The sequence below is a fragment of the Thioalkalivibrio sp. ALE14 genome (assembly GCF_000376845.1).
Taxonomy (GTDB): Bacteria; Pseudomonadota; Gammaproteobacteria; order Ectothiorhodospirales; family Ectothiorhodospiraceae; genus Thioalkalivibrio.
This window is the reverse complement of the sequence record NZ_AQXY01000026.1, coordinates 26,550-45,233: the sequence shown is the minus strand read 5'-3', so window position 1 is coordinate 45,233 and position 18,684 is coordinate 26,550. Positions and strand designations below refer to the sequence as shown.

Below are 18,684 nucleotides of genomic sequence, written 5' to 3'. Positions count from 1 at the left end.
GGGGACCCGACATCACCCGGGGCGATCGGGGGCGGGGGCGCGGCACACGACGTGGCGGTGCTTGCCGTTGGGCTCCGGCGGGATGGCATCCACGACGTGGACCTCCACGTGGATCGTCTGGCCCAGTGCGGCGACGATCGCGTGGCGCAGTCGCGCCTCCGCCTCGGTCGGCAATGGGGCGACCAGGTTCAGCAGAACCTCCACACGATTTCGGTCGTGCTGAATGATCTTGTAGGCGCGCAGCCCGGGCAGGTCGCGCATCAGGTAGTTGAAACGGCTGCCGTGGACCCACGAGCCATCCGCCGCGATCAAGCCGTCGTTGGCGCGGCCGTCGATATCGCGTAGCAGCGGCAGGCCACGTCCGCAGGGGCAGGGCCGCGGGTCCAGCGCACCCCGGTCCCCGGTGCGATAGCGGATGAACGGGAACTCCGGCCCCGTCAGGTTGGTGACGACAATGTTCCCGGTCTCGCCGGCTGACACCGGTCGATCATCGTCGTCCAGGATTTCGACGATCAGGGCCTCGGCCGTGATGTGCATCCCGCCCGCCGGACACTCGCGGGCGATGAATCCCGCGTCGCGCGCGCCGTATTCGTTCGCTACCCCGCAGCCCATCACCTCGCCGATCACCTCGCGCCATTCCGGTCGCAACACCTCCGAGGTCGTGAACGCGACACGGATCCCGAGATCGTCCAGTCGTTGCCCCTGCTCGCGCGCCCGCCAGGCCACTCGGGACAGCGCCGACGGATAGCCGAACAGCATGCGCGGGCGGCGCTGGCGTATTTGCTCGATGATCCGGTCGAGCCGGTCCGGATTCAGGTCTCGCGCAGGGACCAGGTACGAACGGAACAGGCGATCGCGCCAGGCCCGTACGCGATTCTGGGCCTCGTTCTCGACGGCGGATCCCCACAGCACCAGTTCGCGGTCGCCCACATCCAGGCCCCACCAGCGCGTCGCCCGCCAGCGCGCGGCGATGTCCGTCCCGATGCGATCGGGGCCCAGCCAGAAGCTCAGCGGCTCGCCGGATGAACCGCTGGTGTGCTGCGATTCAAGGTGCCTCGCACCCTCCGCGCGCCACGCCGAACCCTGCTCGCGGATCAGTGCCTTGTCGGTGACCGGGAGGCGCTGGAGATCCGCGATGCCGGAGAAGTCCGAAGGGAATAAACCCCGTTGCGCAAACAACTCCCGGTAGAACGGCACCTGCCGCGCGACATTTTCCAGAAGCGCCTGCAAACGCTGCGCCTGCAGGACCCGCAGGGCCTCCGGGCTCCACCACTGGCTGGCCTCCAGGGCCCGCAAGTGGCGCACGGTCGGATGGCCCTTGAGCCGCTCCTGCAGGGGGAACAGGCCATGCGCTACCCATTGCGTATACAGCCCCATGTATCCGCCGATCAGTCGGACCGGGCGGCCCCGTGGGCCGTCGCGGCATCCGCGTCCGCGATCTGTTCGAAGGCCGCGACCAGCTCCGGGATCCGTGTCTCCCAGGCATTCGCCCGCGCATGCGCCAGGATGGCCTCGCGATCCCAGTCGCGTTCAAGCGCATCCTTGAGGGCATCGCGCAGTGCGTCATGGTCACCGTAGGGGACCACGATGCCGACCCGATCGGAGTTCACCACCTCCGCATTCCCCCCGACACGGGTCGTCACGATGGGCAGCCCGCAGGCGGAAGCCTCCAGGAAGACATTGGCCCAGCCCTCGAACCGGGTGGCCAGGACGAACACATCGCCCGACGAATAGACGTAGCGCAGATCGTCGGGCGCCACCTGCCCCAGGAACCACACCCGGTCCTCCAGACCCAGCGCCCGTACCTGCTCGCGCAACTCCGCCTCGTTGTTGCCCTCGGGGGTCGCGCCACCGGCAATCACCAGATGCAGGTCGGGCTCCGTTTGCAGTAATTCGGGCAGGGTCGCGATCACCCGGTGAAAACCCTTGCGCTCGGTCAGTCCGCCCACCGACACCAGGAAACGGCCTTCCTGCGGCAACCCCAGACGCCGCCGGGCCACAGCCCGGTCCTCGGGGTGGAAACGCGCCAGGTCCGCGCCGTTGCCGACCACCTGGACATGCCCCGGGGCCTGCCCCCAGGCAATGGCATCCTGGCGCAGCGAGTCCGCCACCGAGAACACTCGGGCGGCCCCGCTCATCGCCCGGGAGATCTGGCGCCGATGCAGGGCGCTGCCGGCGAAACGGGTCAGGCTGCCGCGCAGGGTGATGGTGTAGGGGCAGCGCAGCCAGCGCGCCAGCCAGCGGGCGGCCACGCCGTCGGGATACACAAAGTGCGCGTCGATTACGTCGAATCCGAAGTCACGCCGCAACCGCCGCATCAACCGGAAACTGCCCAGCGCCAGGAAGAGCCCGTCGGTCCACTTGAGCACGCCGGGGAAACAAAAAAACCGGGGGTGGTAGACCGCAATGCCGTCCTGCTCCTCGTAGCGCGGCAGCGGGGGGCGCGAATGCGGCCTGAGACGCCCGAGCAATCCCTGGAACGGAAACCACGGGGCCGGTGCCACGACGACCAGATCCAGGTGTCCGGCCACCCGCCGCATGCGTTCGCGCACGAACAGACCGAGGTTCGGCTGCGCGGCGTTCGGATAGACACGGGTGAAGACCACGAGCCGTGGACGTCGGCCCGGATGACGCCAATCACCGGGCATGGGCGGGCTCCACGACACCCCGCAGACGTTCGTAGATCGCCTGGTAGCGGGCCACACTCCTCGCCCAGGTGCGTTCCTGCTCGACAAAGCGGCGCCCCGCGGCGCGCACCGCATCCCATTCGGGCTCGCGGGCCAGGGTGTCCAGTACGGTGTTCGCCAGTGCCTCGGGATCATCGGCCGGAAACAGCCAGCCGGTCTCGCCGTTCCGGATCAGTTCCTGGTGGCCGCCCACGTCCGAGGCCACCAGCAGTCGCCCCTGGGCCATCGCCTCCAGCGGCTTGAGCGGGGTGACCAGTTCGGTCAGCCGCATCGAGTGCCGGGGGTACACGAGCAGGTCGACCAGGTCGTAGTAGCGCTGTACCTGGTCATGCGGCACACGGCCCGCAAAGACAACCTGATCTGCGATGCCCAGGCGCCGGGCCTGCTCCTGCAGGCGTTCCGCCTGCGGGCCGCCACCCACCAGCAGGATGCGCACATCGGGCGCCTGCTCGCGGATGCGCGGATACGCCTCCAGCAGCAGGTCCAGCCCCTCGTAGGCATAGAACGAGCCGATAAAGCCCAGCACCCGGGCATCGGCCAGCCCCAGTTGCGCCTTCAACTCCGCGTCCGGGGACCCGCCCAGACGGAAGGCCTCGGCATCCACGGCATTCGGGATCACGGTCACCCGGTCCTGCGGGATACCCCGGGCGACGATGTCCTGGCGCAGGCCTTCACAGATGGTGGTCACGTGATCCGCCCGGCGGAACACGTGCGTCTCGAAGCCGCGCGTCATGCGGTAACGCAGGCCGTGTTCGCGGCTGGTCCCGTGATCGACCGCGGCATCCTCCCAGAAGGCCCGGACTTCGTAGACCACCGGGATGCCGAGACGCCGGCCAACCCGCAGCGCCGGCAGCGCGTTGAGGACCGGGGAATGGGCATGAAGCACATCCGGCTGCACCTGCCGCGCCACGGCATCGAGGCGCCGGGTCAGGGCGCGCATCAACCCCCACTCGCCAAGTCCGGGGAGCTTTCCGGGGCGGTAGCGCGTGCGGTAGAAGTGCAGGCCGTCGACATCCTCCTCGTCCGCGTCCACCGCACCCTGCTTGGGGCTGGTCAGGTGAAACGTCTCCCAGCCGAGCCGGTGCTGCTCGCGCAGGATGGCGGCCGTGCGAAAGGTATACCCGCTGTGCAGCGGTATGGAGTGATCGAGCACGTGCAGGATCTTCATCATTACCCCCGCATCAGGCCGTTGATCGGGCCAGGAAGCCCTCGAACATCAGCAATGACCAAAGCGCCGGGCTGTGGTCGCGGGCGCCACTGGTGTGCTGGTCCACCAGGGTCTTGAGGTAGTCCATGTCGAAGATGCCGGAGTCGGCGATGCGCGGCCCCAGCACCTGCGCCTGCATGCGTTCGCGCAATGGGCCACGGAACCATTCGGCCACCGGCACGGCAAACCCCTTCTTGCGACGATAGAGGATCTCTTCCGGCAGGTAGGGCTCCATGGCCTTCTTGAAGACGTACTTGCCCTCCGCCCCATGCAACTTGAGCTCCGGCGGCAAGCCCGAGATCCACTCGACCAGCTGGTGGTCGAGGATCGGGACGCGCACCTCCAGCGCATGCGCCATGCTCGCGCGGTCGACCTTGGTCAGGATGTCGCCCGGCAGGTAGGTCTTCATGTCCAGGTACTGCACCAGCGACAACGGATGCTCGGTAGGCGCGCGCGCCGCATGCCGACGCAGGACCTCCACCGCGCTGTAGCCCTGAAGCGAGCGCCGGAATGCCGGCGAAAACAGATGCGCGCGCAGGTCGTCGCGCAGGATGGATACGCCCTGGAAATAGCCCTCCACCGAGTCCCGCGCCAGCGCCTGGAAGGTCGCCTTGGCGCGCAGCGGACGCGGGGCCCAGTCGGCCTTCGGATAGAGTTTCGCAAGGGTGCCGAACAGTGGTCGCCGCAGCCCGAGGGACAGGGGCGACCGCAGGCGTTCCTCGGCCAGGTGGTGGCGGTAGCGGCGGTACCCGGCGAGGTTCTCGTCGCCGCCGTCCCCGGAAAGCGCCACCACCACCTGCTGGCGCGCCTGTTCGCAGACGCGATAGGTCGGCAGCGCGGAACTGTCGGCAAACGGTTCGTCGTACAGCCCGCTCAGCCGATCCAGTAGCGCGAAGTCGTCGGGATCGACTTCCTGCGTGTGGTGATCGGTGTGGTAACGCTCGGCGACCATCCGCGCGTAGCGGGATTCGTCGTAGGCGGGATCGGCAAAGCCGATAGAACTGGTCCGGACCGGATCATCGGACAGCCCCGCCATCATCGCGACCACCGCGCTGGAGTCCACTCCGCCGGACAAAAACGCCCCCAGCGGAACATCGGCCACCATGCGGATATCCACCGCCTCCCGCAGGCGGGCGGTGAGTTCCTCGGCGGCGGTGTCGGCATCCGCCACCCCGTTGTCCGCGAAGGGCACATCCCAGTATTCGCGTGGCTCGGTCAGGTTGCCCTGGCCACGGCGCAGGGTCAGCGTATGGCCCGGCGGCAGCTTGTGCACGCCGCGGAAGATGCTGCGCGGCTCCGGCACATAGCCAAAGGCGAAATAGTCCTCCACCGCATGCGGATCCATCTCTCGCGGCATCCCTGGGTGCGCCATCAGCGCCTTGAGCTCCGAGCCGAAGATCAGGTGCCCGTCCGCCAGCGCGCTGTAGTACAGGGGCTTGATCCCCAGCCGGTCACGGGCCAGGAACAGGGTGTCGCGATTGCGATCCCAGACGGCGAAGGCAAACATGCCGCGAAAGCGCTGCACGCAGGCCTCGCCCCACTCTTCCCAGGCGTGCACGATCACCTCGGTATCACAATGGGAGCGGAACTGGTGCCCCGCCTGCTGCAGCTCGGTGGTCAGCTCGGGAAAGTTGTAGATCTCCCCGTTGTAGGTCACGACGACGGTTTCGTCCTCGTTGAACAGCGGCTGCTGCCCACTCGCGAGGTCGATGATCGAAAGGCGACGATGCGCCAGCCCCACGCCCGGCTCCAGGTGTACGCCACCCTCGTCCGGACCCCGGTGAAACTGGGTCTCGTTCATCGCCTCCAGCAGGGACCGGTTTACCGGTCGCCGGTCGCGCAGATCGAAGATGCCGGTGATGCCGCACATGTAGGGATCCTGATTGCTTCCTTGCCTGGGCTTCGATCGGATTCGGGCGAACTACGGCCCGGTCGACGCTGGGCGGCGCCGGCGGGCGGGCACCGGTTCGGGCCGGGACCCCTCACTCCATCACGGAAAATCCAGAATAAACGACAACCCCGCCACCGAGCGCCCGCGATTCGCGCCGTGGGGCCGCTGGCGTTAGCGCCACAACTAACGCCGGGCCAGTACCCGGTCGTATACCGCCATGTAGCCCGTGACCATCGCCTCCATGCTGAAGGCCGCCTCGGCCCGGGCACGGGCGGCCTGCCCCTCGCGCGCGGTGCGCGAGGCATCGCCGGGGTAGGCCATCAGCGCGCGGGCCATCGCGTCGGGGTCCCCGGCCGGCACCAGCGCCCCGGTCTCGCCGGGCTGCACCAGATCGGGGTTGCCCCCGACATCCGTCGCGACCACCGGCAGGCCGGTCGCCATCGCCTCGAGGATGGTGTTGCAGATCCCCTCGGCCAGCGACGGCAGAACGAACAGGTCCAGCGCCCGCAGGCAGTCGGCGACGTCTTCCCGGGCGCCGGGGAGCCACACCTGGTCCGCGACCCCGGCCTGCTCGAGGAACTCGCGGACCTCCGCGCGCAGCGGACCGTCCCCGATCATCACCAGGCGCAGGCGCGGGAACACCTCCGGCATGCGCTCGCGCAACGCGACAAAGGCGCGCGCCAGATCCAGCGGCGCCTTGACGGCCTGCATGCGCATGACCGAACCGATCACGAATGTGCCGGGGCTGCGGAAACCGTCCGGGGCCGGGGAAACGAACCCACCAGACGCAGGCGCGAAACGGTCGATATCCACGCCGTTGAAGATATGCGACAGCCGCGACGGGGACACGCCGATCGCGTCCCGAAGGTAGCCCTTCTGATGCTGCGACAGCGCAATGTAGTGACCGACCAGCGGCCGTACCAGGCGGCGCAGGCGACGGTTGCGATCACGCGTGCCATCGAGGTCCCCGACATCCCAGCCGTGCTCGCCATGCACCCGCGCGCGCACGCCGGCGAGCGCGGCCGTCACCTGCGCTTCCAGGGTGCCGAAGTTCCGGGTATGGACGACGTCCGGCCGCAGGGCACGCAGCACCTGCCACAGTCGGACATGGACCCGCGGGTCCTTGCCTTCGCGCTTGTGCAGGGCATGCAGGCTGACATCGTCGCGCCGGATGCGCAGGCGGAAGTCGGTGTAGTCCGTCATGCAAATGATGGCGTGGCGAAAGCGATCCGCCGGCATATGGTTGATCAGGTTGACCAGCCCGTTCTCCATCCCGCCAATGTCCAGGCGGTGGATCACGTGCGCGACGCAGGGCCGGGGATCCCCCTCCCGGACCGCTTTGGCAACGGGTCCCGTCACTGTCGCGTGACGGTGGCAAGCCGTTCGAGGATGCCCGGGAGGGCGTCGGCTGCATAGGCCTGAAGGGCCGCCTCGACCTCGTCAGACTCAAGGTCATAGGGCGCGTAGAACACCACCAGCGCGGCGTCGTCCCGACCGCCCACCAGCCGGTTCAGCGCCTCCCGAGCCTTGACCGTGTGCGGCAGCGTCGTCAGCTGGCCACCCGCCCAGTACCAGCGCCAGACGAGAAGCTGCTGCCCGGGCCCGTTCAGCAGGAAACGGTCCGGATCGGGATAGCCGTCGACCGCGGTCCGCCCGCGATGCGATTGCGACCAGACCCCCGCGCGATGACGCCCGGCCAGGGTGTTGCTCCAGCCCACCATGGTCCCGTACTGGTGCTGCTTGCGGTAGAACAATACGTGCATGCCCACCGGCGGCCCGCCTTCTTCCGCGACGACCAGACCGCCGCGGCCGTCCCGGGCGCCCCGGTAGCCCGGCTCCCACGCGTTGGACTGATCCTCCAGCGCCCGCCAGCCGGGTGGCGTCAGCGGCCCGGCACCCAGCCCCGCCACCGGACCCAGATCCCGCTGGTTCATCCACTCCGCATACAGCGGCGCCGCGCTGGCCAGCACCACCGCCAGCACGGCCGCTACAGCGAACGACCCGGCATGCGGCGAACGTCCCGGCGCCACGCTGCGCACCGGCGCGCCGGGCGCATCCATGTCCTCGCGCCAGAAGGCCCCGATCCCGAACATCAGCGCGATCACCACGCCGAAGAAGATCCAGCCATAGATCAGGTGATCGACCCCGGCCGCATACTCCATGTCGCTCAGATGCCCGATCATCACGATCATGTAGGCCCGCAGCCCGTTGGCCACGATCGGGACCACGATGGAAACGCCCACAAACACGAGCCTGCGCCAGGTACTGCGGTACATGAGATAGGCATACAGCGTCCCGAGTGCGACCGACGCAATCAGATAGCGCACACCGCTGCAGGCCTCGATGACCGACCAGCGACTGGTGGGCAAATCGAAATACAGCCCGTCGCGATAGACCGGGATCCCGGTCAGCTGCACCGCCGCCACGGTGAAATCCGCGGTGAAGTCCATCAGCGGCGGGACCAGGAATTCGCCAAACGGAACCGCGAACAGCAAATACGCTAGGGGGAACTGCAAGCGCCAGGTAATCGCATTGCCTAGCACCAGCCAGAACAGAGCGGGGATCATCAGCACGGCCGCGAACTGGCGCACTGACACGACATCCACCAGCTCTCCTGCCACCCAGACCAGGGAAAAACCCGCCAGGGGTACCAGCGCCCACCACGATGGCTGCGGCTCCAGGGCCAGCACCTCCTGACGCTTCAGAAACAGCAGGAACAGGACGATCGGAACGATCAGGAAGCCATGGGCAAAGGTATCCGACCGGTTCCAGACATCCACGATTGACGCGAATGTCGGGTAGAACATCCACCCCAGCACAGCCAGCCCCAGCACCAGTACCGGGCCGGCCAGCCACCAGGACGAACCGCTTGCACGCGTCCGGGTATCGAGTGCGTCAGCGGCCATGCGCGGCCTCCACGGTCGGTTCGGCTCCAGGCGCAGGGCCCGGGCGACGGCGAAGGATCTCGCCCAGGTACGAGAGGTTGCGCGCCCAGTCGTAATCCGCCAATACTCGGGCCCGCGCCGCGTGCCCGAGCGCCGGATCCGGCGCGCGCAGATACCCGGAAACGGCCTCCAGGAAGGCGCGGGGGTCGGCCTCGGCCTGGATGACCTCGCTCCCGATACGCGCCGTCAGGCCCTCCAGGGCCTGCGGGCTGGCCACGACCGGGCGCCCCAGGGCCATCGCCTCCAGCACCTTGTTCTGCACCCCGCGGGCAATGCGTAACGGCGCGACCGCAACCGTCGCGTGCGCGATCCACGGGCGCACGTCGTCCACGAACCCGGTTACCGTCACACCGGGCCGGGCCGCCAGGGCCGCTACCTCGGGGGCGGGTCGGCTGCCGACGATGCAGAACTCCACATCCGGGTGTTCGGCGCGCAACGCGGGCAGGACGTGGTCGGCGAACCAGACCACCGCGTCGACATTGGGCCAGTAATCCATCGCGCCGGAGAAGACGATGGCGCGCACCCCGTCGGGATAGGGATCCAGACCCGCAACCGCGTCGGGCGAGAAACGGCCGGCATCCACGCCGTTGTTCAGCGCGTGCACCCGGCCGGCGACCTCCGGTGCCCGCTCACGAAAGGCCTCCGCCTCGGCCGGCGAGACGAACAGGCTCGCGTTGCTGGCCTGCGCCACTTGCCGCTCGTAGGCCAGCAGCCGACGCCCTTCCCGCCGATACACCGCGCTCATGGGCCAGCGCCGGGTGGGGGCGTACTGGGTCCACTTGTCCGAATCCACGTCCACGAAATCGACCACTCGGGTCCGCCCACTGCCCTCCGGCAGGTACTGGGCCATCGCCGAAGAGAAGGCCACCGCATGGGCCACTGGCTGGCGGATCAACGTCGCACGAACCCAGCGCGCCAGCTCCCTGTCGCGATACCACGGCACGGTCAGCGGCTCGCCGGTGAAGAAGCCGGTCAGCGCGCGCAACTGCGCACGCCGACGCGGGAGCGGTCGGGCGCAGACGCTGGTACACAACTTCTTGAGCTCCGGCAGGTAGACGGCATCCGCCGGGTCGTCAATAAAGGTACCCAGGTGTACGCGGTAGTGCCGCGCCAGATAGCGCAGGATGTGGTGCGAGCGAATCTTGTCGCCCTTGTTCGGCGGCCACGGAATCCGATGCACCAAATACAAAAGATCATCCATCAGGCATCTGCCAACTGCAGTTGATCACAGGAAGGTTTGAAGACGGGAAGGCTCATGGAATGAGTTTCAAAAACCAGCTGAAACGCCCCGCCGCACAAGACGGCGGATACCATCCTTGAGGACGGGGGCGTTGAAGTTGATCAAGAGTCCCGTGTCGACTCGCGCAAGTTTCATGTACGTCAGAAGCTGCGCCTTGTGCAGGCCACTGAGCTCATCCACGCTCTTCAGTTCAATCATCAGGCAATCCTCGACGAGAACGTCAATGCGGTACCCCGCATCAATGGTTTCGCCCTTGTAGGCAACGGGCATCGAAACCTGCGTGGCGCAACAGATCCTTCGTTCACGAAGTTCATGGGCAAGGCACTTCTCGTAGACGGACTCCATCAGTCCTGGGCCCAGCTCCCGATGAACTTCGATCGCGGCGCCAATCACTTCCTTCGAAAGCGGGTCGAATTCCATTTCGCTCCCGTCCCTTCAACATTGTTCGGTTCGATACAGCTCTCACATAGCTTCGGCTAAAGAGCGGTTCACAGGAAGGTTAGAAGGTGAGAAGAGTTCTGGGGCGCCTACGGTAAAGACCAACGCCAAAGGCTGCCCCAACCCAAGCTTTTCCCCGAACGCCACACCATAAATCTTCGTTTCTTCCCTTCTTCCTGTTAAACGTACTTGACCTTGACCTTCCATTCGCTCAGCCGAGGGAGCGGGAGATTTTGGGGCCGAGCCAGTTGGCGACCGGCAGGGGCAGGCGCTGCCAGGCCTTGATGAAGTACTGGTACTTGGGATTGAGGGGATTGACGTCCGGCATCTCGCGGGCCCGGACCAGGTCGTATTCGTAGTACAGCGGCTGCGGCTCGAAACCCCAGTTCTTCTTGAAGCTGAAGGAACCGGTATCGCGCTTGCTCCGGCCGAAGTCGAACACGCGGTAGCCTGCCTCGCAGGCACGGCGCATCAGCTCCCAGTAAAGGAAGTCGTAGCCCGCGACTTCGCGGGCCCGCGGGGTTCCCGCGCCGTAGTAGGGCAGCACCTCGTTGCGGAACCAGAAGCTCACCACGCTGGCAACCGCTTCGCCCTCGTGCGTCACCGTCAGCACGTCGCAATCCTCGCCAAACACCTCCAGCAGCAGGCGGAAGTATTTTTGCGCGAAGACCGGGGTCCCCATGCGCCGGACATTGGCCGCGTAGATCGGATAGAAGCGGTCGAGATCCGCGTCGACCTCGCTGACCAGCCCCGCCTTGATGCCCTTGCGCACCATCCGGCGCTGCTTGCGCGGGATCGCGTTCATGTTCGCCTCGACATCGGGATCCAGCAGGCGGCGGAAGGTCACGTAGAGCTCGCTCTTGGTCGGCCAGTCCGGGTGCCGGGGTTCGAGGTTCCGGTATTCGAGGTAGTCGACATTCAAACTGCGCGCGAGGGCCTGCGCCCGGGCATCCAGCGCTGCGGCCGCGGCGTCGGTGACCGCGGCAACACCGCCGTAAACACAGAACGGCAGCGAGGAAAGCGAGTGCCCGAACAGTCGGGACTGGATGCGCGCCAGTGGCAACACGCCCTGGATGGCGCCATCCGCCTCGGCGTAGAGGAAATAGGTCTCGTGCCCGAACGCCTCGCGCAGCACCGTCGACCAGCCGGCCCGATGGAAAAAGGTTGCCTGGGGACAGCTCTCCACGAACCGGTCCCAGCGCGCATGATCGGTTGCGGCCAGGGTCCGTACCTGGAGGGCACCGGTGCCGCTGGCGCGCTGATCAGGCGGTTCGTACATGGCCGTCCCCATTTGCCCGTACCGGGTCTTCGGGTGTCGCCAGTTCCGCGGCGAATACGCGATCCATTCGGCCCCAGCGAAAGTCCTGTAGCAAACGCTCCAGGCGCGACTCCATCCGGTGCAGGTTCACGTAATGCCGGAACCGGCTGCGCGCGCCCAGCCCGGGGACTCGCGGCTGCCCGGGATCGATCTCCCAGGGGTGGAAGTAGAAAACCGCCGGCATCGCATCCACCGCCCCGATTCGCCGGAGTGCCCGGCGTGACAGGGCGTACGGCAGCAGCCGGAAATACCCGCCGCCCGCGGCTGGCAGGTTGCGCCCGCCCATGCGCAGGGTCGCCGGCGGCAGTTCCAGCACCCCGGCGGACACCGGACGATGCGGATGCCGCGGGGCCCCCGGCATACCGTAGTGATCGTGATGCACGGGATAGATGCTCGAGCTGTATTCCAGCCCGACCTCGCGCAGAATCTCGAGCGCCCAGAGGTTGCCCTCCCCGATGGAGAAGCTGGGCGCGCGATAACCTCGAACCGGGGCCCCGGACAGGTCCTCGATGATGCGCTGGGCGCGCTCGATATCGGACCGGAAGGCGGCGGGCGTCAGGTCCGTGACCCGCTCGTGGCCGTAGCCATGGCTTGCCAGCTCGTGGCCGGCGTCGACGATGCGGCGGATCGCGTGCGGATAGCGCTCGGCGATCCAGCCGAGGGTAAAGAAGGTTGCCTGCGCACCGTTCTGATCGAACAGTTCAAGGATGCGCTCGAGGTTCCGCTCGATCCGGCATTCGCGCGCATCCCAGGTATCGCGCGGGATGCACGGGGCCAGCGCCGAGACCTGGAAGTAGTCCTCGACATCGACGGTCAGGGCGTTGGGACGCTGGGCGCTTTGCGACTGCATGGCAGGGGCCCGTGGCTACGAGCGCGCGGCGCTGGGAACCGGCGCCAGAGACTCCGGCTCGTAGCCCTCGTCACGCACGATCTTCAGCACCTCCTGGGTCACCCGAAAGTTGACCAGGAGATTGCGCTCGATCCGTTGCAGGCGTTCTTCCAGCGCCTCGATGTCCTGTTCGATGCGCAGCATGGAGACCTGGCTCGCAATGGCCTGGTCATCGGCGCGGGCGACGTCCTCCGGCTCCGAGCGGCGTTCGGAAGACTGCGCGGCGGCTGGACCTTCGTCCAGCAGGACCCCTTCGAGGTCTTCCTCGATCTCGTCGATGACCTGCTGCGCCCGCGCCGCATCCAGATCGGCGCACTCTTCCAGGTACCCCATCAGCAACAGGCGGTCGCAGAAGGTATTCACCTTGCGCGGGATGCCGCTGGTGTAGTCGTGGATACGCGGCCAGATATCGTCGTCGAAATGCGGCCGCCCGCTCCACCCGACCCGGGCGAGCCGGTGCTCGACGTAGGCGCGTGTATCGTCCTCGTCCATCGGCCCCAGGTGGTAGGTCGCAATCACGCGCTGCCGCAGCTGCTGCATGTTTTCGCTGCGCAGCAGGCGCCGAAACTCCGGCTGCCCGAGCAGGAAGCTCTGCAGCAGCGGCCCGTCCTCGCCCTGGAAGTTGGACAGCATGCGCAGTTCTTCCACGGCGTCGGGCCCCAGGTTCTGCGCCTCGTCGACCACCAGCAGCGCCCGCTGCCCCCGCGCACGCGTGTCATGCAGGAAGGTCTCGAGACGCCGCAGCTGGCCGGCCTTGTGATTCGGGGCATCCTCCAGACCGAAGGCGAGGCAGACCGAGCGCAGCAGGTCCTCGGCATCCAGCTGGGTACTGACCAGCTGGGCCGCCACCAGGGGCTTGTCGGTCAGGGTCTCGAACAGGCTGCGCACCAGGGTCGTCTTGCCCGCCCCGACCTCGCCGGTGATGACGATGAAGCCCTCCTCCAGCTGCACGCCGTATTCGAGATAGGCCATCGCCCGGCTGTGGCCCTTGCTCGCGTAAAAGAAACGCGGATCGGGGCTCAGCGCGAAGGGCCGGCCGGTGAACCCGTAGAATTCCTCGTACATGACTCAGAACTCCTTGGTCAGCGTGCCGATGACCGCGTTCTCGCGGTACTCGTTGGCCGCACTGGTCGAATCGCGGCGCTGGTGGCGGACGGCGAGGCTCGCGCTGGTGTCCGGGGTCAACTGACGGGTGACGCTGGCCCGCAGGAACCAGAGGTCATCCTCGCGATCGCTGTCGGCGAACTCGGTCCGGCTGATGCCGGTGCTCAGCAGGGAGGTGGTGCGCGGGCCGACCTGCCGTTGCCAGAAGGCGTTGGCCCCGCGCTGGGTCCGGTTGTCCTCGAACAGGCCAATGTTGGTCTGGGTCTCGGATTCGCGTTCGGTCTGGATCAGATTGACGCCGAACACGCTGCGGCCGGTGTCGTAGCTCCAGCCCGCACGCCAGGTGCGGGTCAGGTAGAAGCCCTCGATGAACGCCTCGTCAGCCAGTGCCGGGTTATCGAGGAACAACAAAATCTCGTCAAAACTGTAATTTTCCAGAAGCTCGCCGAAGGTCATGAACTGAATATCCTCCGCCAACTGGGCAAAGGGCCCCTCGCGGCGCTGCCGGGTCGAGTTCACCCCTTCGGTGTAGCTGAGGCGGTAGGTGGCGCGGCGGCTGCGATGGTCCACCGACAGCGCGCGGTTCTTGCCGAAGTAGCGCTCGCCGTAGCGCGCCTCGATGTTGGTCACCCGGGTGGGGGCCCAGCCTGCGCCGACCTGCCAGAAGCTTCCGTCGTCGTCCTCGCGGGTCGTGGCGTAGTCGTTGAAGTCCTCCCCGACCACGCCGAACAGGCGCAGAGAGCGACCGAAGCGGTAGCCGAGCGTCCCGCTGACCTGCCCGAACTCGCCCTCCAGGCCGTCCTCGAAGCGTTCCTTCTCGTAGAACCCGGCGAGCTGCCAGAAGGGCCGGTTGAACGCGGCCCCGCTGTCGAGGACGTATTCACCCCGGTGGTAGTCGCTGTCCTGGCGGTTGCTGCGGTGGTAGAGATTCTCGCCGTAGGTGTAGCGGATCTCCTGCGTGGCGAAACTGCCGTAGCGGGTGCGCAGCATCGGCGAGACGCTGTAGGTGGTGGTCTCCTGCAGGTTCTCGCGCGGGGTACTGCCCCCGATCCCGACCGGCCCGAGGATCGAGGCCGCCTGCTCGGTACGCGAGGCCCCGGCATCGACGAAAAAGGTGTCGTCCACCAGCTCCCAGTTCGTGCGGCCGCGCAGGGTGTGGGTCGTGCGGTCCTGGCGTGTATCGTCGGCATAAAAGCGCGAATTCATGCGGTAGTCAATGCGGGTGTCGCTGCGCGCACCCTCCCCGCGCAACGTGAAGCCGGGGCTCACCGTGCCGATCAGGTCCGCCTCCTCCTGCCCCCGCGGGGCCAGGCGGGCGTTGTCGGTCACCTCCGCGGATACCGTGACCCGCGGGGTGAACGTCCAGTCGACGGCCTGCGCACTACCGGGCACCGCCAGCACGACCGCGGCCGCGCCGATCCACCACCGACGGGCCACCGCCGGGCCCCGGGGCCTAGCGGGACGGGGCGCCGGCGACATGATCACGCTCGCTGCCATAGTAGCTGCCCCCGTAGTACTGCCCCCCCATGCCGATACCGGGCGTCGCGCGGTTGAGAGAGGTGAGCACGACCCCGCAGGAATCGAGTTGATGCATGGCCCGCTCCACCGTGCTGGCCGGCGTGCGATCGGCCTCGACCACCATCACCACCTGACCCATGTGGGTCGCCAGCACGCCCGGCTCGCTGGTCGCCAGCAGGGGCGGGGAGTCGAACAGGATGATCCGGTCCTCGTAGCGATCGTGCAGGTCATCGACCAGATCCCGCATCACGTCGCTCGCCAGGATCTCGGTCGAACGCCCGTGCGGACGGCCCGCGGGCAGAACGGTCAGGTTCTCCACGTTGGTGCGCAACAGGACATCGGGGATCTGGATATCCGGCTCGCTGAGGACATCCATCAGTCCTAGGTCGGCCTTGAAACCCAGCGTGCGGGGGATCGCCGGTCGCGCCACGTCGGCATCCACCAGCAGCACCGTGCGCTCCAGCTCCATCGCCATGCTCAGGGCCAGGTTCACACTGGTGAAGGTCTTGCCTTCCCCTGGCAGGGCACTGGTGATCATGATCAGCCGACCGCGGGGCACGCGCATTGCCGCGTGGCGCCCGAAGGCGTTGTTCAGCAGCGGGCGCTTCATCATGCGGAACTCTTCCGCGACGCTGGAACGCTGGTCCCCGGGTACGATGATCCCCTGCTTGCGCAACCAGGCGAAATCGATGCTGACTTCCTGTGATACCGGTGCCCGTTGAGGTTCGGGGTCGGGTTTCGCGGTTTCGGGGGCCGGCGCCTGTTCCGCCCTTGCTTCAGCGATCGGCTGACGCGCCCGGTTCTTGTCCAGTGCCTTCTCGATAATGCTCATCGCGCTGTCAGCCCCCTGTCGGCAACCGGCTTCGGCGAGCCGGCCCGTTTCCTGAAAGATAGTCCGCCCGCGCGTTGATTACCGGGCCAGTGCCCGGCGAACCCGATCGGCGCCGTCATCGAACCAATCCCATGAGTTCGTCCAGAAGGAACTCGGACCCGGTCGCATAGAGCCCCATCACCACGGCATATACCAGCACCAGCGTTCCCAGGGCAGCCGCGAACACCGCCAGTTCGGACAGGCGCCGATGCCGGGTCATTGGCGTGCGCACGCGCGATACACTACCCAGGACCGGCCGGCCGGTCACCGCCGCCAGTTGCTGGCTGCTGCTGATCGTCCGCCGCAGTTGCGAGAGCAGGAAGGCGAAGCCGGTACCCGCTCCGAGGCCGACCAGGAGTACCGCCGTCGCCAGCATGGGACGATCCGGCGAAGCCGGCGCCGTGGGCTGACGCGGCGGCTCGAGCACGCGGAAATCGACCGCATCGGTCTGGCTCTCGACGGCGCCGGACATGACGGCCTGCTCGCGGCGGTCCTGTAGCTGGCGGAACGAGTTGCGCATGACGTCGTAATTGCGTGTCAGAGAAGTCAGTTCGGATTCCACTGCCGGGGCGCGATCCACGTCGCCCTCCAGCCGCGCCACCCGGTCCTCGAATTCGGCAATGCGCGTGTTCAGCGAAGCAACCTCGCTTTCGGTTTCGCTGATGGCGTTTTGCAGGGCCTCGTTACTGCTGCCCGGACGCTGGATGGCCTGCGGGTTCTGTGCGAACTCCCGCGCTTCCTGTTCCCGGCGTTCTTCCAGCTCGGCCAGGATACGACGGGACGACACCACGTCCGGGTGCTCGTCGGTGTAGCTCAACCGCATCGCATCGATGTTTTGCTGCAGGTCACTAATGCGCCGATCCAGCTCCGAGTTCTCGTAGCCCCCCAGGCCATTGGCCCGGCCTTCACGCGCACGCCGCTGCAGGGTCTGCAGCCGGCTCTGGGCCTCGCGCTGCTGCAGGCGCGCCTGTTGCAGCTGATCGCGGGTCCGCTCCAGGCGTGAATAGAAGTTTCCGTCACCACTGAGGAAGCGCGCGTTGTCGCGCTTGAACTGTTCGATCTCGGCTTCCTTCTCCTGCAGCTGTTGCTCGTAGTTCTCGAGCTGACGCTCGATGAACTGCTGCGAGGTGGTGAGATCAAGGCGCGAATCGCCCATGCCACGGGCCATGAACAGGTCGACCGTCTCGCGCACCACCCGGTAGGCCACCTCCGGGTTGCTGTGGCGGAAGCGTACGCTGTAGATGTTGTCGCGCTCGCCACCTTCCAGGGTCAGGCGGGAACGCAGCAATGCCACCTGGGCATCCAGACTGGAATTGCCCGTCAGGACGTCGAGATCGCTCTCGCGGGCAATCTCCTCGAGGTTATCCCGGCTGAGCAGGGTGCGGGTGATCATGCGCAGGCGCTGCTCGGTGTTCGGACGCACCGTCATGCCGCGCAGCAACGGATCGAGAACCGACTGGGTGTTCACGTAGACCCGGGCATCCGCCTGATAGGTATCCGGCAGGTTGTGGGCGTAGGCCCAGCCACCCAGACAGACCAGCCAGGCGATGGGCAGGATCCACCAGCGCTTGCGCCAGGTGGCCCGGACATGCTGCCAGAGCTCTTGAACGATCTTTTCCATTACGACCCAGCTTCCCGCCGACCGCACCGGCGCAGGGAGCGCCGACGGGCCGATCTGCAGCGAATACCTGTCCCCCGGACGCACCTGCGTGGCACCGGGACCACCCGGGCCCGGCGCCACGCAGGTGCCGCCCGGGTTGGGAAAAATCCCAGGTTCATTGAAGTGGGTTTGGGAAGGCCTGTCCACAGATGTCGGGATTGTTTACATCCCGCTAACTGACGCGCGGATCACGGAGCCGCCAATCGCGCGAAGATGAATGAATCCCGGTCACTTCTGTGAACTGGTACAGGGTTTGCTTCAGCGCCAATGGGTAGAGTCTCAAGCCTGCAGCGGCCCCTGCACCGACCATCAAGGATCGCTGATGAGTCACGAAAAGTTGGCACTGGAGCTCGCGGACTTCTGGTTCCCGGCCATCGCGAACGAGACGTGGGCGGAACGCCTCCGCCTCCTCGACGAGATCCATGGCCAGCTTTATCAGGATCTGGAAACCGCGGAGGAGTACGAACAGGTCTCCGCCAGCTTCGTCGCCGCATTGATCGACCGCCTGGGCTCGCCACCCGTCACTGACCCGGCACAGGCCGAGGTTTATGCCGGTTCCGCGGAAGAGCGCCACTGGGGGGCGGCGATGGTATGGCAATTCGGCGAGGGGCAGGAGGCCGGCGAGGCCGCACCGGCGCGCGAGGAACGGCGGCGCTGGCCGCGCAGGATGGTCAACCTGTTCACGGAGATGTGGGTTCAGGGGCACCCGGCACGCTGCCGGCTGGTGGACATCTCGCGTTTCGGCGCGCGGGTCATGCCACTGCGCTACCAGCCGCGGCTGCCCCCTGGCACCGCCATTCGCGTGGCGATCCCGGATGGCGGCGTGCGCGACGGCGTCGTTGTCTTTTCCAGTCCAAGGGGGGTCGGGCTGCAGTTCGCGAACGCCGCGGCCTGAAGCATGCCCCCCGCCCCAACC

The 18,684-nt window shown here is 67.1% G+C and carries 15 protein-coding genes; 1 reads left to right on the top strand and 14 read right to left on the bottom strand.

What is annotated here, in order from left to right; genetic code table 11:
- Nucleotides 1–12 precede the first annotated feature (12 nt).
- The 14 genes from F572_RS0106130 to F572_RS0106065 all read right to left on the bottom strand — a co-directional run bounded on the left by F572_RS0106130 (nt 13) and on the right by F572_RS0106065 (nt 17,729).
- Nucleotides 13–1,377, bottom strand: coding sequence for a phenylacetate--CoA ligase family protein (locus F572_RS0106130; protein WP_017941956.1), 1,365 nt, complete (start codon nt 1,375–1,377; stop codon nt 13–15).
- 11 nt (nt 1,378–1,388) lie between these two features.
- Nucleotides 1,389–2,648, bottom strand: coding sequence for a glycosyltransferase (locus tag F572_RS0106125; protein WP_017941955.1), 1,260 nt, complete (start codon nt 2,646–2,648; stop codon nt 1,389–1,391).
- A complete protein-coding gene (locus F572_RS0106120) occupies nt 2,638–3,855 on the bottom strand; it encodes a TIGR04063 family PEP-CTERM/XrtA system glycosyltransferase (RefSeq protein ID WP_026143021.1) in 1,218 nt (405 codons plus the stop codon). The genes F572_RS0106125 and F572_RS0106120 overlap by 11 nt, the downstream gene beginning before the upstream one ends.
- A 13-nt stretch (nt 3,856–3,868) precedes the next feature.
- Nucleotides 3,869–5,764 carry an XrtA/PEP-CTERM system amidotransferase gene (locus tag F572_RS0106115; RefSeq protein WP_017941953.1) on the bottom strand — a complete coding sequence of 632 codons (1,896 nt, stop codon included), beginning with the start codon at nt 5,762–5,764 and terminating at the stop codon, nt 3,869–3,871.
- A gap of 204 nt (nt 5,765–5,968) precedes the next feature.
- Complete coding sequence (locus tag F572_RS0106110) at nt 5,969–7,144, bottom strand: TIGR03088 family PEP-CTERM/XrtA system glycosyltransferase (RefSeq protein WP_081602018.1); 1,176 nt, start codon at nt 7,142–7,144, stop codon at nt 5,969–5,971.
- Entirely contained in the window at nt 7,141–8,691 is a 1,551-nt protein-coding gene (gene xrtA, locus F572_RS0106105; protein ID WP_017941951.1) for an exosortase A, read from the bottom strand. Before xrtA ends, F572_RS0106110 begins: the two co-directional genes overlap by 4 nt.
- Entirely contained in the window at nt 8,681–9,931 is a 1,251-nt protein-coding gene (locus F572_RS0106100) for a TIGR03087 family PEP-CTERM/XrtA system glycosyltransferase (protein WP_026143020.1), read from the bottom strand. The genes xrtA and F572_RS0106100 overlap by 11 nt, the downstream gene beginning before the upstream one ends.
- A 66-nt stretch (nt 9,932–9,997) precedes the next feature.
- Nucleotides 9,998–10,390 (bottom strand): GxxExxY protein, encoded by a 393-nt coding sequence (locus tag F572_RS0106095; protein ID WP_017941949.1) that lies wholly within the window; start codon nt 10,388–10,390, stop codon nt 9,998–10,000.
- Nucleotides 10,391–10,619: 229 nt separating this feature from the next.
- Nucleotides 10,620–11,687 carry a FemAB family XrtA/PEP-CTERM system-associated protein gene (locus tag F572_RS0106090; RefSeq protein WP_017941948.1) on the bottom strand — a complete coding sequence of 356 codons (1,068 nt, stop codon included), beginning with the start codon at nt 11,685–11,687 and terminating at the stop codon, nt 10,620–10,622.
- Nucleotides 11,671–12,576, bottom strand: coding sequence for an XrtA system polysaccharide deacetylase (locus tag F572_RS0106085; RefSeq protein WP_017941947.1), 906 nt, complete (start codon nt 12,574–12,576; stop codon nt 11,671–11,673). Before F572_RS0106085 ends, F572_RS0106090 begins: the two co-directional genes overlap by 17 nt.
- A 15-nt stretch (nt 12,577–12,591) precedes the next feature.
- On the bottom strand, nt 12,592–13,680 hold the full coding sequence (locus F572_RS0106080) for an XrtA/PEP-CTERM system-associated ATPase (RefSeq protein ID WP_017941946.1): 1,089 nt from the start codon (nt 13,678–13,680) through the stop codon (nt 12,592–12,594).
- Between the two features lie 3 nt (nt 13,681–13,683).
- Nucleotides 13,684–15,156, bottom strand: coding sequence for a TIGR03016 family PEP-CTERM system-associated outer membrane protein (locus tag F572_RS0106075; protein WP_017941945.1), 1,473 nt, complete (start codon nt 15,154–15,156; stop codon nt 13,684–13,686).
- A gap of 16 nt (nt 15,157–15,172) precedes the next feature.
- Nucleotides 15,173–16,069 carry an XrtA-associated tyrosine autokinase gene (locus tag F572_RS0106070; protein ID WP_017941944.1) on the bottom strand — a complete coding sequence of 299 codons (897 nt, stop codon included), beginning with the start codon at nt 16,067–16,069 and terminating at the stop codon, nt 15,173–15,175.
- Nucleotides 16,070–16,184: 115 nt separating this feature from the next.
- Nucleotides 16,185–17,729 carry an XrtA system polysaccharide chain length determinant gene (locus F572_RS0106065; RefSeq protein ID WP_017941943.1) on the bottom strand — a complete coding sequence of 515 codons (1,545 nt, stop codon included), beginning with the start codon at nt 17,727–17,729 and terminating at the stop codon, nt 16,185–16,187.
- A gap of 361 nt (nt 17,730–18,090) precedes the next feature.
- Here F572_RS0106065 and F572_RS0106060 point away from each other — a divergent pair, with 361 nt between their 5' ends.
- Complete coding sequence (locus F572_RS0106060; RefSeq protein WP_017941942.1) at nt 18,091–18,663, top strand: PilZ domain-containing protein; 573 nt, start codon at nt 18,091–18,093, stop codon at nt 18,661–18,663.
- Nucleotides 18,664–18,684: the final 21 nt, after the last annotated feature.

Excerpts from the sequence above, each read along its gene's own strand:
- F572_RS0106130 (WP_017941956.1), bottom strand. The coding sequence starts at position 1,377 with ATGGGGCTGTATACGCAATGGGTAGCGCATGGCCTGTTCCCCCTGCAG.
- F572_RS0106125 (WP_017941955.1), bottom strand. The coding sequence starts at position 2,648 with ATGCCCGGTGATTGGCGTCATCCGGGCCGACGTCCACGGCTCGTGGTC.
- F572_RS0106120 (WP_026143021.1), bottom strand. The coding sequence starts at position 3,855 with ATGAAGATCCTGCACGTGCTCGATCACTCCATACCGCTGCACAGCGGG.
- F572_RS0106115 (WP_017941953.1), bottom strand. The coding sequence starts at position 5,764 with ATGTGCGGCATCACCGGCATCTTCGATCTGCGCGACCGGCGACCGGTA.
- xrtA (WP_017941951.1), bottom strand. The coding sequence starts at position 8,691 with ATGGCCGCTGACGCACTCGATACCCGGACGCGTGCAAGCGGTTCGTCC.
- F572_RS0106100 (WP_026143020.1), bottom strand. The coding sequence starts at position 9,931 with ATGGATGATCTTTTGTATTTGGTGCATCGGATTCCGTGGCCGCCGAAC.
- F572_RS0106095 (WP_017941949.1), bottom strand. The coding sequence starts at position 10,390 with ATGGAATTCGACCCGCTTTCGAAGGAAGTGATTGGCGCCGCGATCGAA.
- F572_RS0106090 (WP_017941948.1), bottom strand. The coding sequence starts at position 11,687 with ATGTACGAACCGCCTGATCAGCGCGCCAGCGGCACCGGTGCCCTCCAG.
- F572_RS0106085 (WP_017941947.1), bottom strand. The coding sequence starts at position 12,576 with ATGCAGTCGCAAAGCGCCCAGCGTCCCAACGCCCTGACCGTCGATGTC.
- F572_RS0106080 (WP_017941946.1), bottom strand. The coding sequence starts at position 13,680 with ATGTACGAGGAATTCTACGGGTTCACCGGCCGGCCCTTCGCGCTGAGC.
- F572_RS0106070 (WP_017941944.1), bottom strand. The coding sequence starts at position 16,069 with ATGAGCATTATCGAGAAGGCACTGGACAAGAACCGGGCGCGTCAGCCG.
- F572_RS0106065 (WP_017941943.1), bottom strand. The coding sequence starts at position 17,729 with ATGGAAAAGATCGTTCAAGAGCTCTGGCAGCATGTCCGGGCCACCTGG.
- F572_RS0106060 (WP_017941942.1), top strand. The coding sequence starts at position 18,091 with ATGAGTCACGAAAAGTTGGCACTGGAGCTCGCGGACTTCTGGTTCCCG.